We start from the raw sequence: 16,892 nt of genomic DNA on the forward strand, positions 1-16,892 counted from the left end.
CGCTCAGCGTCCCAAATCCTCCCCACACGGCCTGCTCCTCACCGGCCAGACCGCGCCGGTCTCACGGTGCGCACGCGTTCGGGTTGTCGAAGTGCCCCGGCGTGGTCGGGAACGCCGGTCCCGTGCCGTGGTCCTTCATGTCCGGCTGGTACACCAGCGCCAGCTCGTCGTACGCCGACGTGCCCTCCGTGGTCACCTCCCCGGCCACCTGACCGGCGCCCAGCGAATACGCCCACCGCTGCAGGAACTCCTGATGCGTCGGACTGTGCTGCCGGACGTCGTTGTAGCCGCCGTAGGCCGCGTTGCAGTGCGTGTAGAGGTTGTACGCACCGCCCCAGTCGAGCAGCCGGTCACCGAGGTTCGGCCCGTTGTCCGCGACGTCGGCCTGCAGCACGTCGCGGTCCCAGCCGCCGTAGATCCAGTCGATGCCCTGGTGATGCTGGTTGTCCGCGACATCGGCGTTGTCGAGGTTCGTCATCTCGAACCACGAGCACGGGTCGACCGTGACCGCGTTCTTGCCGTTGCCGAACGTCTGCGGCCACGGGTTCGCGGTGCAGGTCGTCTGCCCCGGCGCGCCGTAGCTGCCGCGCGGGCGCCAGTCGAGGATGTCCGAACCCAGCGCGCCGGTGTTCGGGTCGACCGACGGACCGGACGTGGCGCCCTTGCCGCCGGCGAGGTGGTCGACGAGCGAGTCGTTGACACCCCGGTCATTCGGGTTGGCCGGGTCGGTGCCGCCCTTGCCGCCCCACAGCACGTCCGCGCCGTCGTCGCCGAAGACGATGTCACCGCCCGAATCCCCGTTGGCCAGGTCGTCACCGAAGCCGCCGTGGATCGAGTCGTGGTCGTCGCCGCCGCGGATGCGGTCGTCGCCGCCTTCGAGGTCGCCGCGGTGCGGCATCGCCGGGGCGTTGCCGGGTGCGGCGAAGGCGTCGCCGTTGACGTCGTGCTGCAGATCGGCCTGTCGCGTGACCGAGCCTGCCAGGAAGCCCTCGTAGTGGATCGCGGGCACCTGGGGGTTGTCGATCACGAACTTGTTCGACCCGTTCTGGAAGACGTCCACGATTCCGCCGCGGTCACCGACCATGGCGTCTTCGCCGCCGGTGCCCCACATCCGGTCGCCGCCCAGCTCGCCGTACATGTCGTCGGCGCCGTCACCCGGAGCCGTCGTCGTGCCGGTGTCGCCGTACATCAGGTCGTCGCCGTCCTGGCCGTACAGGGTGTCCTCCCCCGCGTCGCCCCACAGGTTGTCGCCGCCGGAGGCGCCGAGTGCCTCACAGGTGGCCTGCGTGGTGGTGCAGAAGCGGGTCGGTGCGCCGTTGACGCCGTGGCGGACGAACGCCGCCCCTTGCGGGAGGTTCTGCGGGTCGTAACGCTTCGCGTAGATCCGGTTCGTCAGCGGCAGCGACACCTTGGACAGGTCGTCGCCGAGCGCCACCGGTTTGCCGGTCTGGTCCACGATGTCCCGCACCGCGGTGCCGTTGTCGCCGAGGATGAAGTCGGCGGCGCCGTCGCCGTGCACGTCGTCGGCCGTGTCGCGGAAGACCTCCAGCGAGCTGCCGCCGATCAGGTCGTCCTGGCCGTTCGGGGCGGAGACGTCGCCGAGGTCGTCCGACGCCGTACCCGGCCACGCCGGCTCCGGTGGGCTGATCGCGATTCCGGCCTCCGCGAGAGTGCGGTCGCCGAACATCGTGTCGTGCCCGCCGTTGCCTTCGGCGTAGTCGTCGTGCGCGCCACCGGAGATCTGGTCGTCGCCGTCCTGGCCGAACATCACGTCGACGCCGCCACCACCGGACAGCTGGTCTCCGCCGGCCACCGGACGGGCCGGCGCGCCGAGGAAGCCGTTGCTCCACGAGAGATCCAGCAGCCGCAGTGAACGCTGCGTCTCGAACGTCCCGTTGCTGCCCACTCGCAGCAGGTACGGCGAAGGCGGCGCGATGCGGTCGGTGATCGCGTTGTCGCCGAGGACGACGTCGTCGCCCGTGCCGCCGAAGACCACGTCCGCGGTGTCCGGCTGGCCCTGGGTGGTCAGCGCGGTGTCGTCGCCGTGGATCGTCGAGCTACCGCCGACGAGGTCGTCGTCGCCGTTGTTGCCTTCGATCCAGTCCCGGCCGGGGCCACCTTCGGCGTGGTCTCCGTCGTTGCCGCCCTTGATCCGGTCGTTCCCGGACTGGCCGAGGATCGCGTCGCATCCGTTGTCACCGGTGATGTCGTCGCCGCCGGAGGTGTTCGGCACCGGCGTGTCACCGAGGTCGTACAGCTGGATGCTGCGGTGCGTCATCGGGACCGCGCCGGGCAGGTCCGTGTCGAACCGGCCCTGGGTGATCGGGCTCTTCGGGATGCCCGCGTCCCTGGTCACGAGCGCGTTGTCGCCGGTGATCACGTCCGCGTCCTCGCCGCCGGAGATGGTGTCCCCGGTGTCGAGCTGGCCGACGGTGCCCTGGCCGCCGCCCATCTCCACGGCGGAAGAACCGCCGACGAGATCGTCCTGACCGGAGTCGCCGAACAGTTTGTCGGCGTCCTGGTCGCCTTCCACGTAGTCGTCCCCGGCGTCGCCGTGCACGGTGTCCATTCCGGACTGTGCGTAGACGACGTCTGTCGCGGTGCCGCCGGAAATGGTGTCGCCGCCGGAGTTCGCCGGGTTCGGGGCGTGCCCGAGGTCGAACAGGACCACGTGCCTGCCCGCCGACAGCCCGCGGCCACGGGTGACCGGGTCGCCGGAGTCCGCGCCACCCGTACCGGTGATCGTGGCGTTGTCACCGGTGATCACGTCGTCGGCGTCGCCGCCGGAGATCGTGTCACCCGCGTCCGGATAGCCTGCCGCGTTCTTCGCCACCGGGTCGCCGGGCGTCTGGTGGCTGCCGCCGATGATGTCGTCCGCCTCGGTCTCGCCGTTCAGCGTGTCGGAACCGGGGTTTCCTTCGATACGGTCCGGATCCTTCCCACCGGAGACGGTGTCGTTCTCCAGCCCGCCGTACAGCGCGTCTGCGTCCATGCCGCCGCCGATGGTGTCGTCGCCGCCCAGCGTGGCGTCCGCGCTGGTGGCCAGGTCGAACACCGGCCCGCCCGCCGCCGCGGGATCGCCGTTGTCACCGATGATCGTGTCGGTGCCGCCGTCGCCGAACAGCTTGTCGCCGTCGTCGGGCTGCCCCGCCGCCCGTGTGCCGCCGACGATCACGTCACCGGCCAGGCCACCGGAGATCCAGTCCTTGCCGTTGTTCCCTTCGATGGTGTCGGGGTCGTCGCCGCCGAACATCGTGTCGACGCCGTCGTTGCCGTACAGGGTGTCGGTTCCGGTGTCGCCGTAGACGGCGTCGTCGTCCGAGCCGCCCCAGACCTGGTCCGCGTCGCGGCCGCCGTGCAGGACGTCCTTGCCCTTCTCGCCGCACACCAGATCTTCGTTGGCCTCGGCGTCGACATTGTCGTCACCGCCGCCAGCCCGCACGTTCTCCACCCCGGCGCCGCCGATGACCCGGTCGTTGCCGTCGAGCGCGTCGTTCACCGTCTCGTCGACAGGGGTCGATTGAAGTGGCGAACCGGCCTTGCACGGTGACGTCTGCTTGTCGCCGTACACGTCCGCACCGCCGTCGCCACCGATGATGTGGTCCCGGCCGAGGCCGCCGACCAGCGTCTTGTGCGACGGGCTCACCCCCTGCGGGAGCGGAGTGTGCGTGACGAAGTAGAGCGGCCCGTAGTCGTCGGTCTTCGCCGGGTCCGGGAATTCCAAAGTGGACGGTTCGGCGATGACGTAGTCGTCGTCCGGCCCGCCGTAGAGGGTGTCCGCCCCGAATCCGCCGAACAGGATGTCGTTGCCACCGCCACCGCGGAAGTCGTCCTTCTGCGTCTTCGTCGAGTGGCCGGTGACCCGGTCCTGTCCCTTGCCGCCGAACACCCTGTCGTCACCGGAACCGGTGTCGACGGTGTTGATCGGCCCGCCCGCCGGGCCGCCCGTGGTGTTGGCGTCGGCCGAGCCGTAGCCGTCGATGCCGGGGTCGACCTGATCCGCGGTGTAGATCTCGTCCGGTCCGGTGCCGCCGGCGAAGCGGTCGCTACCGTCACCACCGACGAGGATCGCGCCCGGGGAGACGAACAGCGACTGCGGCAGCGTCGGAACGTCCTTCAGCGGATCGTCGGCCGCGACACCGAGGGTGTCGTCACCGCCGTTGCCGAACGCGGTCGACCTGGCGAGCCCGACCTTGATCGTGTCGCCGCCGTCGCCGCTTCCGGTCCCGCCCGCCGGATCGGGCAGGATCGCCCAGTTCGGCACGGAGACCGTCGGACCGCCGGTGCCGTCCGCGATCGGGTCGCCACCGTCACGGCCGTCGTTCTTCAGCTCATTCAACCCGATCGAGGTCACCGGAGGCGCGCCGAGGCTCGAATCGCCCGCCACGACGTCCAGGCCGTTGCCGACCGTGATGCTGTCGACGCCGGGGCCACCCGCGACGCGCGCCTTCGCCTCGTTTCGGACATAACTCTTCCGGTCCGCGGCGAGCACGGTGCGGTCACCGGTGACGATGACGTCGTCGCCCTTGCCGCCATCGACCCACGAGTTGCCGATACCGGTCTTGATCTGGTCGTTCTTCTCGCCGCCGAACACGATCGCGTCCCGGTCGAACTGCGCGGTCGGCGGCGGTGGGCCGTCCTTCGCGGTGTCCTGTTTGGCGTCCCCGATGAACGTCACGCTCATCGGCTTGCCGTAGCCACGGCCGTCTACGACCACCCGCTCGATACTCGCGTTCCGGAACTCGCGCCGGATCCCGAGCATGTCCACGGCCACGCCGGTGAACGCGGGGTTCGCCGGGTTCGCGTAGTCGTGCAGCGACGTGATCTTGACGGTGTCTTTCTCCTGCTTGTCCGACTCGTACGGGTCACCGGCGCCGCCACCGCGCTGGGCGGTGTGGCCGAGCGCCGCCGCGTAAACCACGAGTGTCTTGCCGTCACCGCTTAGGCCGCCGAGTTTCGGTGGTGGTGGCGTGCAGTTCGGTGTGGCGGTGAAGTCGAGCAGCGTGACGTCGACGATCGTGAAGCTGAACGACACCGAGAACGGGCCGAAGCCGACCGTCACGTAGAGCTTGAGGAAGACATAGAGCCGCCCCGACACGGTGAACAGGCATATCGGGTTGTTCAACGCCGTCTGCAGGAACTCCGTGATCCGGAACTTCCCGTCGTGGTTGGGATCGTTCCACAGGAACGAGACCGTGAGGCCCACTCCGCCCTCGATGCCGACGGTGATGATCACCGCCGTGACGGCCGCCCCCGCCGCGAGTTCGCCGGTGAACGACACCACCGGGATCGGCTTCCCGTTTTCGGTGGTGTAGAAGAACAGGCTCTGCAGGAACGCCTGCCCCACGGTCCCGAGGTCGAGTTGGCCGGCACGAGCCGCTTCGAACGCCTTGCGGATGCCGAAGGTGTCGAAGCCCGCGACGATGCGCAGCGTCACCGACGCCGAACCGTGCAAGGTGATCACCACCGGCGGCGGCGCGTACACCGGCCCGAACTGCTGACGCCAGTCGAAACCGAGGCGCAGCGGACCGGAGTCGAACTTGACCAGGTCCACGTCACCGCCGAGCAGCACATTGAACAGCGAAGCGGGCTTCTCGAACACGGGGAAGCTGAACCCGGCCGCAGACGCCTTGCTGGTCATCGGGTTGGCCGACTCCGGATCGTTGTTCTGGTTCTTGCCGTTGATCGCGCCGAGGATCGGGGCGAAGTCGGTTCCGCCGACGGCGTTCTTCTTCGCGCTGATCAGGCTTTCGGTGTTGTCCGGCGTCACCGTGGTGTCGAGCGCTTTCTGACCGCCGATTTCGAACGACCCGAGCGGGATGAGACAGGTGGTGGCGCAACTCGGGAAGTGGTTGATGAAGTTCACGACCCCGGCGATGGTGTCGACGAACTTCAGGTCCGGGCCGCCGGCGATCGTGCTGAACGCCTTGCCGATCGACACGATCGTGACGTCGCCGCCGCCCGCCAGATGCGACAGGTCCGAAAGCACCGGGATCGGCGCGTACAGCGTCTTGATCACCGGATCGAGCGGACCGGTCACCTGCTTGATCTTGTTCACGATCGGGCCCAGGATCTTGCCGAAGATCTCACCGCTGTCGATGGCCACCTTGCCGAAGGCCAGCGTCAGCGGGGAGTTGCCGCCGTCGGCGCTGTTGGTCCCCGGTTTGACGTTGTTCCACGCCCAGTGCAACCGGAAGTTCGCCTGGATACCGGGGAACCCGGCGTCCTCGCCCGGCCGCGCCTTGAGCAGCCAGTTGATGTCCGCGCTCGCGTGCAGCTTGACGTCGGCGAGCCGGTCCAGCCCGGCGTTCTGCAGATCGGTCAGGTGCAGCCTGCCGTTGGTGGGGTCGTCCGGCGCCACCAGGTCGATCTTGAACGCGCCGCCGAACAACGGCAGGACACCCGCGTCGTTCGCCGGGGCCGCCGTGTGGTCGCAGTCGTCCACGCTCTTCTGCTTCGTGCAGTTCTCCGCGGTGATGTTGATGAACGCGAGCTGCGCGTCGATCTTCTTCGGCAGAGTGACGTTCAGCCCGACCGCGAACTCGGGTTGCGCGGAATCCTTGGTGTTGACGAAGAATCCCTCGCTCCGGCTGATACCCATGGCCAGGTGCAGCCGCCAGCCGAGCTGGACCTCCGGGCCGGCGCCGCCGTCGGCCTTCAACGAGAACCCGGGGATGCCCAGGTCCAGCGGCACCGTCTTCTTGAGGCATTCGTGGCCGGACGGCAGCCCGGCACAGTTCAGCAGGTCACCGCTGAAGTCGCCCTGGCTGACGTTCAGGCTGATCGTGACCGCGTCGAGGTCGTTGTACGAGCAATCGTGCGGCCGCGGGTTCTCGGCCGGGTTCTCCGGCGCCCCGCCGATCGAAGCGGCCCCGACGTCGGTGAACTTGGCGTCGGTGACGTCCGCGATCAGCTTGAAGGCACCGCCTTCTTCACGGAACACCTGGTAGCCGGCCGCGTTGGTTACCGGTTCCCAGGCGATGTCGAGCGAGTCCGTTGTGGACAGTGCGGCGGGGCCGGTGGTGATCTCGCCGGGGTCGCTCGCTTTGGCCTGCTTCTTCGCGCCGTCGATCATCACGTACGACGCGACGACGTAGCGGTAGGTCTTGTCCGCCGCCGTGGCGCCTTCGTGCAGTTTCACCGTCGGCGCGCCGACGGTGCCCAGCGGTGTCTTGCACAGGGTGTCCACGGTGACCGTGTCCGGGTTCAGACCCGCGGCGGCGAGCTTCCCGCCGAGCTGGTCGTTGACCCAGCCGCGCACCGCCGCCATGTCGGTGAAGTGGCCGTTCGCAGGCAGCTGTTCCAGCGCGGTGTGGATCGCGGCGCGCAGTTTGCCGATGAAGTCCGCGCCCTGCTGGAGGTCGTCACCGAGCAGCGGCAGCTTGCCGCCGAAACTGGCGGTGTTGAGCGCCTGCTCCACCAGGTTGAGGTAGCTGTCGAGACCGTCGAGCCTGCCGAAGTCGATCAGCTTGGCCGCGAGCGCGTCCGCCAGCAGCGCCGGATCCGGGGTCTCCAGCCGCGGATGCCCGTCGATCGCCGCGCCGCCGAGGTTGAAGTAGTCGTCGGCCGCGGTCGATTTGGGCAGGCGCAAGGCGAAGTTGTTCGACTTCGTGGCGTCGGTGATCACCTTGCTGTAGGTCGCACCGCCGTCCTCGCTGATGTACAACGGCAGCTTCGCGCACAAGGCCAGCGGTGTCCCGCCGTCGAGGCCGCAGCCCACGGCGGTGCTCCCGGCGTTGATCGTCGGGCCGACGGCGCCGAGGAAGTCGGTGAAGCTGACCGGCGCGCCGGTGCCGCCGCCTTTGGCGAGGTCGATCGAGTAGGACGCCTTCGCGGTCGCCTTGTCCGCCGACTTGGGGTCGCCGAGTGACACGCTCAGCGGGCCCAAGGTGGTCGCGATGGTGGCGTTCTCCACGGTGGCGTCGAGTTTCACGCCGATCTTCGAGTCGTCGAGCACGCGCAGCGCGTTCGCGTCGGCCGGGCCCGCACCGGGCTGCAGCGGGACGACCAGGCCCATCTTGACCTGACCGCCGACGCTGAGCGAGACCGAGCCGTCGCCCTGCACCCCGGCGACCCGCTGGCCACCGGACGGCAGGCTGAAGTCGAACTGCACCGGTGTGCTGGTGTGGTACGCGCGTTTCCAGTCCAACCGGATGATCAGCGACGGCGTTCCGCCGGGTTCGGCGTACTCGAACGTCACCGGGACACTGTCCTTGAACCGCGTGTTGATGGTCTGGACGAGGCGCTGCAGGTTGTCGGACGGCGCCGCCTCCAGCAACGAGATCACGTCGTCCAGCTCGGACCGGATCACGTACGACGTCGACGGCGAGGGCCGGCTGGCCCACGGTCCGGCCAGGACGAGCGTGTCCGGCGTGACGCTGCCGACGATGCCCACCTGGGTACCGGCGACGACCGTGCGGCCGACGAGCGAGGGCGGGAACGCGTTGCCCTTCTCGACGGTGCGCGCGATGTCCTTCACCGAGTTCGGGCCGTAGCTCACGGTCGGGCCGGAGCCGGATTCGTCGGCCCGCAACAGGTCCTTGAGCGAACGGCCGACGAGCGGGATCTTCGTGCCGAACACCGCGGCGCCCGACGGCGAGGCGTCACCGAGGGAGGCGTCGAGGGTCTGCAGCGTCTTCAGGAGGATCGAGAAGAGCGCCTTCGGATTGGCCGGGTCGAAGTCGAAGTTCACCAGTTCCGACAGGTCGCTCGTGCTGAACTGCGGCCCGTCGGGACCGGTCGTCTTGGTCAGGTCGTTCCAGGTGAATCCCGCGTGCGCCGAGGCGCCCTTCAGGAAGTCGCCCGTACCCGGTGCGCTGGCGTCGACGCCGCCGGCACCGCGGACACGCACCTGGAAGTCGAGCAGCGCGCCGGGGTCGTGCAGCAGTTTGTCCACGACCGCGCCGAAGGTCAGGTCACCGAGGTCCTTGAACTTCACCTGTGCCATGTGGTCGTCGGCGCCCGGTGTCCCGGCACAGTCGGCACCGGCGTTCGGGTGGCAGACGTGCGCCGCGCCTTTCAGCTGCACCTGGAGGAATCCGGCGTTGGCGAACAGGTCGATGCCCGCGTCCATCGGGAAGTCGGCGGTGAACAGCGACGGGGCACCGGAAGTGCGCAGCAGCACCCGGTCCGGCCCGGTCGGGGTCGCGCCGACGAGGGTCGTGCTGCCGTCCGGGTTCTTCTGCTCGATCGGCGGGTTGTGCACGGTCGGGTTCTGCAGGTCGAGTACGAGGGTGACCGCGGCGTCGTAGCTGGGCTTGACCTTCGCGGTGGCGTTGACGGCGTTGGCCTCGCCCACGCCGCGGCCGCCGGTCTTCAGGTCGTTGCCGAGCTGGACGACGCCGACGTCGCCCTGCATCCCGGAGATCGTGTACGGCGCGTTGGCGGCCGGGATCACCGGCGTCCAGCCCGGTGCCTGCAGGAAGAGCGTGTTCCCGTCGTTGTTCTCGACGGTCGCCCCTGCCGCCCCGGCGACGACGCGCCGCCCCGTGAACTCCCCCGGCTTCCAACTCTGGTTCTCGTCCTTGAGGGTGGTCTGCGTGTAACTGGTCTTCGCCGGGTTGCCCGCCGGTCCGGACGCCGCCGCGGCGGCCGCATTGAGATCCACCGCCGTCGCCGGGGCCTTGCGGGACAACGTGATCTTGAAATCGAGCTTGGTCGAACCCGGCGGGAAGTGGACGTCGGAGATGCCGATCTTGCCACCGCCGGGCAGGTTCGCCGCGGTGTTGAGCTTGTCGAGCATCTGCTGCAGCGAAACGAACAGCGGTTCACCGGCCTGTGTCGGGTCCGCCGCGGTCTTCGTGTTGTCCTGCAGGAACTTCTTGATCGACTCGTTGAGCTGGATCGCGTCGGCGAGGGTGCCCTTGAGGAACGGCAGGTCGAGGTTGCCGATCGGGTTCGCCGCGTCGCCCCACTTCGCGCGCTGGATCGAGGTCAGCGTCGTCGCCAGCTGTGCGAGGCCGGTGGCCAGATCACGCGGGGTCAGGTTGAGGAACGGGCCGACGGTGCCGATGCCTTCCGGTTTGATCTCCGGCGTTCCGGTGGCGATGTCCGGCCAGCTGAGGCCGATCTTGGCATCCACCGAGGGAAGGTTCAGCGAGAAGGAAGCGGCGGGCGCGGCCGCGAGGTGCAGCGAACCATTCAGCGATCCCGCCGGGCTGGCGAAGCCGAAGCTGACCAAACCGGCCAGCGAACCGTTCTGGGCCAGCTCGCCCGCGGTGCCGTCGTTGTTGAGGAACGCCAGCCGCCCGTCGTTGTCCGGGTCGTTGATCGTGGCGGCGAAATGCGCCTTCAGGTCCAGCGAGGTGTCGGTCTCGACGAGCTTCACCCCGAGGACACCGATCGCGGCGTTGACGGCCTTGATCGCGTTCGCGTCGGGGAAGTCGGCCGAAGCGTCGACGGTGAACGCCGGAGTCGTGCCGTCGTTGAGGATGTAGGCCTTGTCGTGCGCCTTGTCCCAGATCAGGGTCAGCTTCACCGTGGTGCCGACGGTGAGCCGCACGCCGCCGGTGGAGGAGAACGCCGACTGCGGGGCGTTGCCGCCCTCCCCGATCGGGACCGGGATGTTCAGCGCCTGGTTCAGCAGTACACGGGAGACGGACAGGGTGAGATCGAGTCTCTTGTCCTCGCCGACGGTGCTCAGTGTGGTCTTGAGCGTCCCAGCCCGGTCGGCCGACAACGTGATCGGCTGGTCGATGTCCAGATCCGCGTCGTCGACCGCGGCGGAAAGCTTCTTGGCGCCGGTGTTGAACGCCTCCTGGGCCAGGGTGTCGAACCCGAGCGCGGCGCCGGGACTGGTCTGCACGGCCGGCAGCGCCTTCGCCAGTTGCCCGATCGTGCCCAGGCCCTTGCTCCAGGTGGCGAAGCTGTTCGTGGGCCCGGCCAACGCGTTGACCAGCGTGCCGACGCCAGGGCTGGCCGCCCGTGCCGGAGGTGGGGTGATGACCACGCCCATCCCGATCGCGACGACGAACGCCGTCGCCGATGCGAGCCACCTTGAGCCGGCACGTGAGCCCATCGGGCACCTCCCCGTTCACGGGCGCGCGACGACGCGCCGTTCACTCGGAGAAGGCTGACCAAAGGTGAAATCCACGTGAAGAGGGCGGTCCGCTCAGCGGACTGGTGACTTCCCGGCCATCAGTGTGCGGATTCGGTCAACTCGTGACCGGCCTCCAGCGCGGCGGCGTCGACCAGCCTCCGCATCACCGCGAGGTCGCTCGCCGGGGCGGTCAGGAGGCCGATCGCGGCCACGATGCGGCCTTCCGGGCAGCGGATCGGCGCGGCGGCACCGTGCGCGGCACCGCCGAGCAGCACCCCGGCCACCGCGGCCGAGGACGGCAGAACCGTGCCCGGCGAGACGGCGGGCACGCTCGCGGAGTGTCCCGAGACCGCCGCGACGACCAGGACGTCGGACCCCGCCAGCACGCAGACCGCGACGTCGGTCCTGGTCAGTTTCGCCAACCGGATCGCCGGTTTCCCCGCGGCGGCGCGGATCCTCGCGTGCAGTCGTCCCCGGCCCTGGACGAGCCTGCCCGCCAGCGGGCCGACGACGTAGCCGCGCAACAGCCGTTCGACCGCGCCGATCCCGCACATCTGTTCCAGCAGCCGGTGCGCCGTCGACTTGGGCAGGCCCGCCCGGTGCGCCGCCTCGGTCAACCCCAGACCCGCGCCGGCGTCGGCGGCGGCGAGCACTTCGAGCAACGCGAACGCGCCCTCGAGCACCGAACGGCCGGGCACGCGCGCCATGCCCATCGGAATACCTCCGACGGTGCCGGTCACATCGTCCGTAAGCATCAGTGACCTCCACCGCGGTCGCGTGCACCGATCGGCTCTTCGTGCCTGAGTTGTCGTCCGCCCACGACCAGGCGTTACGGCGAACGGCGTATCGGCACGCTTCGTGCTCAGCGCGCCGGAGAACCGCCCTGGCGGCTCGCGGCGACGGTCAGCTGCAGGGTCACCTTCGAGCCGACCATGAGCCTGGTGGCGAGGTTCTCGTTCACACCCCAGCGGAGGCGGTTGAGCGAAACTGCGCCCGTGAACCCGGTACGGACACCGTCCGCGCCAGGCCTGGCGTCGACCAGCTCGACGGCGACGCGGACCGGTTTCGTGACACTTCGGATGGTCAGGTCGCCGGTGACCTCGAACCCGCTGCCGCCGACGTGCCGGACGGCGGTCGAGACGAAGGTGATGACCGGATGTCCTGCCACGTCGAAAAAAGCGGTGCGCAGGTGGTCGTCGCGCTTCTGGTTGCCGGTGTCGATGCTCGCGGCCTTGATGGTGAGCCGGACGCTGGACCTGGCCGGATCGTCGCCGTCGAGGTGGGCGCTGCCGTCGAATTCGTCGAAATGGCCCGGCACCCGGCTTCCCATGGTGTGCCGGGCGATGAAGGCGAGCGTCGTACCGGCGGCGTCGAGTGAGTAGTCGCCGGTCAGTTCGCTGAGCGGGGTCACGGTCGTCATGCTGGGGCTCCTGGCGGGATGAGGGAAAGCGTTCTCGGTACTACGACGAAACCGCCCCGCCGGATGTGAGCCGGGCGGGCCGCCGAAATCTCGATTGCGTGCCCGTTCCTCGCCTGGCTAGGGTCCGGCCGACCGCATCAGGCCGGACCATCGCGGAAAGGGAGGTGTGCAGCACATGCGCACACATGTCGAGCTGTCGAACCCGGTTTCGGCGATCCGCACTTCGCGATGAGCCACAGGGTGTCTCGATCCTGAGCCGCCACGCGACGCCCCTCGTGGGTGGTCGACAACGAAACCGGGCATGACCCGACCCAGCACCGAACCCGTTGTCGAAGGAACCCACACGTGAACCGCGAACAAATCTCCCGTATCGCCCATGCCGATCACCCGATCAAGTCGCCACTGGACGACGCGTCGGTCGGCCGGCTCCTGAACCGAAGCCTTTCCCGGGGCGACGCGCGCGTCCTCGATCTCGGATGCGGCACCGGGGAATGGCTCTTGCGCGCCCTGGCCACGCGGCCACATCTGCTCGCCGAAGGCGTGGACATCTCCGGCGGCGCTTTGGAAGACGCGCGTCGCGCGGCGAACGATCGCGGCGTCGCCGATCGCCTCGTCCTCCACCACCGCGAGGCCGACGGTTTCGTCTCGGCGCAGCCGTTCGACCTGGTACTGAGCGTCGGATCCTCGCATGCCTTCGGCGGACTGCTGCCCACCCTGGCCGCGGCCCGGCGTCATCTGGCTCCAGGAGGCCGTGTCCTGATCGGAGAGGGCTTCTGGAGCCGCACGCCCTCCCCTGAAGCCGTCGAAATGCTCGGGGACTTCGCCGACCTGGCCACCACAGTGGACCGCGTGGTCGCCGACGGATGGACCCCGATCCACGGACACGTCAGCACACGCCACGAACTGGACGAGTACGAGTGGGCATGCTGGGGATCACTGGCGTCGTGGGCACTTGACCATCCTGAAGACCCGAACGGCAAGGAAGCGCTCTCGATGGCGACCATCCGCCGGACCGAATGGCTGCGTGTCTACCGGGAGACCTGGGGATTCCTGTCGCTCGTCCTCCGCCGCACGCCTCGTGAGTGGCAAGACCTAGGGTGCTATTGATAATCGCTGTTTATCAATAGACCGCAATAAAGTCTTTGTCTTCGATGATTTTGCTTCCTACCGTGAACGAATCGGCGACAGAGGCAGGGAGGAAACGTCTCATGGAGCTTCGTCACCTGCGTTACTTCGTCACCGTCGCCGAGACATGTCACTTCGGCCGGGCGGCCGAGCAGCTGCACGTCGCACAGCCCGCGCTCTCGCACACCATCCGGCAATTAGAGGACGAACTGGGTGTCGTCCTGCTGGCCCGGACCACCCGGCAGGTCCGGGTGACGCCGGCGGGCGAGTTCTTCCTGGCCGAAGCCCGGCGTGTGCTCGCCGGGCTGGACGTGGGTGTCCGCGGGGTCCGGCGCATCGGCGAAGGCAAACTGGGTCTGCTCCGGGTCGGGTTCACCGGCACGGCGGCGTTCTCCCATCTGCCGCATCTGGCCAGGGCGCTCGCGCAGCGGGTGCCACAGGTGGAGCTGGAGATCCGCGCCGATCTGCTGACCGCCGAGCAGTGCGAACGCCTGCGCACGGGCACGCTGGGGATCGGGGTGCTCCGCCCGCCGGTCACCGGTGACGACATCGACTTCCGGGTGATCGAGAGTGAGCCGCTGATCCTCGCCGTCCCGGCCGACCACCGGCTGGCCGTCGAACCCGTCGTCGCGATGGCGGATCTGCGGACCGAACCGATCGTGACCTACGACCGGCGCAATTCGGTCGTGTACGAAGCCGTCGCGCGCAGCTGCCGCGAGGCCGGGCTCACGCCCCATCAGCTGCACGAAGCCTCCGGGACCGCGGTCCTGCTGGCACTGGTCGCCGGTGGGCTGGGGGTCGGCGTGGTCCCCGCCTCGGCCCGTGCCCTCCCCCTGGCCGGTGTCGTGTTCCGCGATCTCGCCGGAGCGGCGACCGTGGAGCTGGCGCTGGCCTGGCATCGCGAGACCCCGTCCCCGCTCGTCACGACCGTCCTCGACGCGCTCGAGGACGTCTTTCCTTCCACCACACCGTCCACAGGGGGCACCTGATGAAGATCACGCGAATCGAGGCGATCCCGTTCGCCATCCCGTACCGAAAACCGCTGAAGTTCGCTTCGGGAGAGGTGCACATCGCCGAGCACGTCCTCGTGCGGGTGCACGCCGACAACGGCATCGTCGGCGTGGCCGAGGCACCCCCGCGGCCGTTCACTTACGGCGAGACCCAGGCGGGCATCATCGCGGTGATCGACTCCCTGTTCGCCCCGCAGATCGTCGGCCTCAGCCTGCTCGACCGCGAAACGGTGCACACCCGGCTCGCCCGCACGGTCGGCAACCCGACCGCCAAATCCGCCATCGACATGGCCATCTGGGACGCGCTCGGCCGCAGCCTCGACGTGTCGGTGACCGAACTGCTCGGGGGCTACACCGACCGCATGCGCGTGTCCCACATGCTCGGCTTCGACGAGCCGTCCGCGATGGTCGCCGAAGCCGAGAAGATGCGCGACACCCACGGCATCAGCACCTTCAAGGTCAAGGTCGGCCGGCGTCCCGTGTCGCTCGACACCGCTGTCGTGCGCGCACTGCGGGAGCATTTCGGCGACGGCGTCGACCTCTACATCGACGGCAACCGCGGCTGGACCGCCGCCGAATCCGCCCGTGCGATGCGGGAGATGGCCGACCTCGACCTGCTCTTCGCCGAGGAACTGTGCCCGGCCGACGACGTTCTCGGCAGGCGCTGGCTGGTGGGACAGATCGGCGTTCCGTTCATCGCCGACGAATCCGCGGTGACGCCGGCCGACGTCACCCGTGAGGTGCTCGGCGGCTCCGCCACCGCGATCAGCATCAAGACCGCCCGCACCGGCTTCACCCGTTCGCAGCGCACGCATCACCTCGCCGAGGGACTCGGTCTGGAGGTCGTGATGGGCAACCAGATCGACGGCCAGCTCGGCTCGCTGTGCACGGTCGCGTTCGGCTCGGCCTACGAGCTGACGTCCCGTCGTCCCGGCGAGCTGTCGAACTTCCTCGACATGAGCGACGACCTGCTCACCGAGCCGCTGCGCATCACCGACGGCGAACTCACCGTCCGCCCCGGTGCCGGCCTCGGCGCCGAGATCGATCCCGAAAAGCTCCGGCGTTACCGCCAGGACCACTGACGCCCACCACGGATCAAGGAGGATTCATGACCGCCATCCACGAGACGGCCACCGCGGCCGCGTCCGGCGCCAACGCGACCGAACGGTTCAAGAGCGACAAGTTCGCCGGGGTCGCCGGAACGCCCAAGGAGCGGGTCAGCCTGCTGGCTCGCGAGGTGCTGGAGGCCGTGCACGGCACGATCCGTAAGCACAAGGTCACCTACGACGAGTACAACGCGCTCAAAGCGTGGCTGATCAGCGTGGGCGAGGACGGCGAGTGGCCGCTGTTCCTCGATGTGTGGGTGGAGCACGTCGTCGAAGAGGTCGCGACCGAGCACCGCGAGGGCAACAAGGGCACCATCGAAGGCCCGTATTACGTGCCCGACGCGCCCGAGCAGGGAGCCCGCGGTTCGGTCCCGATGCGCGAGGACGAGTCCGGTACGCCGCTCGCCTGGACCGGCCGGGTCACCTCGACCGACGGGTCCGCGCTGGCGGGCGCGAAGGTCGAGCTGTGGCACGCCGACGCCGACGGCTTCTACTCCCAGTTCGCGCCGAAGATCCCGGAGTGGAACCTGCGCGCGAGCTTCACCGCCGATGACGACGGCCGGTTCGAGATCCACACCGTTCGTCCCGCCCCGTATCAGATCCCGACCGACGGCGCCTGCGGCAAGCTCATCGCCGCGGCGGGCTGGCACGCGTGGCGTCCGGCGCATCTGCACGTCAAGGTGTCCGCGCCCGGCCACGAACTGCTCACCGCGCAGCTGTACTTCCCCGGCGACGAGCACAACGACGACGACATCGCTTCGGCGGTCAAACCGGAACTGGTGCTGGACCCGCGTCCGTCGGGCGACGGCGAGGCCATCGAGTACGGCTTCGTCCTCGACCCCGAACGTTCTTGACCCGAATGTCCTTTTTGGAGTGATCGATGCTTTACCACGTTCGCATGGACGTTCGCCTGCCGCCGGATCTCGATCCGGCGGAACGGACCGACATCATCGCGCGAGAAAAGGCGTACAGCCAGCAGCTGCAACGCGAAGGGAAGTGGCCGCAGATCTGGCGGATCGCGGGCGAATACGCGAACTTCTCGATCCTCGACGTCGCGGATCACGACGAGCTGCATACGCTTTTGTCCGGTTTGCCGTTGTTTCCCTATATGGACATCGAAGTCACACCCTTGGCGGCGCATCCGTCGAAAGTCACGGGCTGACGGTGCCGGACCGGCTGCGGACGGTCACGCG

8 protein-coding genes are annotated in these 16,892 nt (G+C 68.8%); 5 read left to right on the top strand and 3 right to left on the bottom strand.

What is annotated here, in order from left to right; genetic code table 11:
- Positions 1–61: 61 nt before the first annotated feature.
- From AJAP_RS18980 to AJAP_RS18990, 3 genes are all read right to left on the bottom strand, one after another.
- The gene (locus tag AJAP_RS18980; protein WP_051972507.1) at positions 62–11,017 is read right to left on the bottom strand and encodes a calcium-binding protein; all 10,956 of its coding nucleotides are present in this window, start codon (positions 11,015–11,017) and stop codon (positions 62–64) included.
- 119 nt (positions 11,018–11,136) lie between these two features.
- Positions 11,137–11,793: a helix-turn-helix domain-containing protein gene (locus AJAP_RS42515; protein ID WP_051972508.1), complete on the bottom strand. Its 657-nt coding sequence runs from the start codon at positions 11,791–11,793 to the stop codon at positions 11,137–11,139.
- 107 nt (positions 11,794–11,900) lie between these two features.
- Complete coding sequence (locus AJAP_RS18990) at positions 11,901–12,458, bottom strand: YceI family protein (RefSeq protein WP_038513542.1); 558 nt, start codon at positions 12,456–12,458, stop codon at positions 11,901–11,903.
- Between the two features lie 345 nt (positions 12,459–12,803).
- On the opposite strand from AJAP_RS18990, the gene AJAP_RS18995 reads away from it, so the two are divergent.
- The 5 genes from AJAP_RS18995 to catC all read left to right on the top strand — a co-directional run bounded on the left by AJAP_RS18995 (position 12,804) and on the right by catC (position 16,861).
- Complete coding sequence (locus AJAP_RS18995; RefSeq protein WP_038513545.1) at positions 12,804–13,565, top strand: SAM-dependent methyltransferase; 762 nt, start codon at positions 12,804–12,806, stop codon at positions 13,563–13,565.
- Between the two features lie 101 nt (positions 13,566–13,666).
- Positions 13,667–14,572, top strand: coding sequence for a LysR substrate-binding domain-containing protein (locus AJAP_RS19000; RefSeq protein ID WP_038513548.1), 906 nt, complete (start codon positions 13,667–13,669; stop codon positions 14,570–14,572).
- Entirely contained in the window at positions 14,572–15,675 is a 1,104-nt protein-coding gene (locus tag AJAP_RS19005; RefSeq protein ID WP_038513551.1) for a mandelate racemase/muconate lactonizing enzyme family protein, read from the top strand. The genes AJAP_RS19000 and AJAP_RS19005 overlap by 1 nt, the downstream gene beginning before the upstream one ends.
- A 26-nt stretch (positions 15,676–15,701) precedes the next feature.
- Positions 15,702–16,553: a catechol 1,2-dioxygenase gene (gene catA, locus AJAP_RS19010; protein WP_038513553.1), complete on the top strand. Its 852-nt coding sequence runs from the start codon at positions 15,702–15,704 to the stop codon at positions 16,551–16,553.
- Positions 16,554–16,579: 26 nt separating this feature from the next.
- Positions 16,580–16,861: a muconolactone Delta-isomerase gene (gene catC, locus AJAP_RS19015; RefSeq protein WP_038513555.1), complete on the top strand. Its 282-nt coding sequence runs from the start codon at positions 16,580–16,582 to the stop codon at positions 16,859–16,861.
- Positions 16,862–16,892 lie beyond the last annotated feature (31 nt).

Source organism: Amycolatopsis japonica, from assembly GCF_000732925.1.
Lineage (GTDB): Bacteria > Actinomycetota > Actinomycetes > Mycobacteriales > Pseudonocardiaceae > Amycolatopsis > Amycolatopsis japonica.

Bases quoted from the DNA above. Each gene is read 5' to 3' on its own strand.
- AJAP_RS18980 (WP_051972507.1), bottom strand. From the start codon at position 11,017: ATGGGCTCACGTGCCGGCTCAAGGTGGCTCGCATCGGCGACGGCGTTC.
- AJAP_RS42515 (WP_051972508.1), bottom strand. From the start codon at position 11,793: ATGCTTACGGACGATGTGACCGGCACCGTCGGAGGTATTCCGATGGGC.
- AJAP_RS18990 (WP_038513542.1), bottom strand. From the start codon at position 12,458: ATGACGACCGTGACCCCGCTCAGCGAACTGACCGGCGACTACTCACTC.
- AJAP_RS19000 (WP_038513548.1), top strand. From the start codon at position 13,667: ATGGAGCTTCGTCACCTGCGTTACTTCGTCACCGTCGCCGAGACATGT.
- AJAP_RS19005 (WP_038513551.1), top strand. From the start codon at position 14,572: ATGAAGATCACGCGAATCGAGGCGATCCCGTTCGCCATCCCGTACCGA.
- catA (WP_038513553.1), top strand. From the start codon at position 15,702: ATGACCGCCATCCACGAGACGGCCACCGCGGCCGCGTCCGGCGCCAAC.
- catC (WP_038513555.1), top strand. From the start codon at position 16,580: ATGCTTTACCACGTTCGCATGGACGTTCGCCTGCCGCCGGATCTCGAT.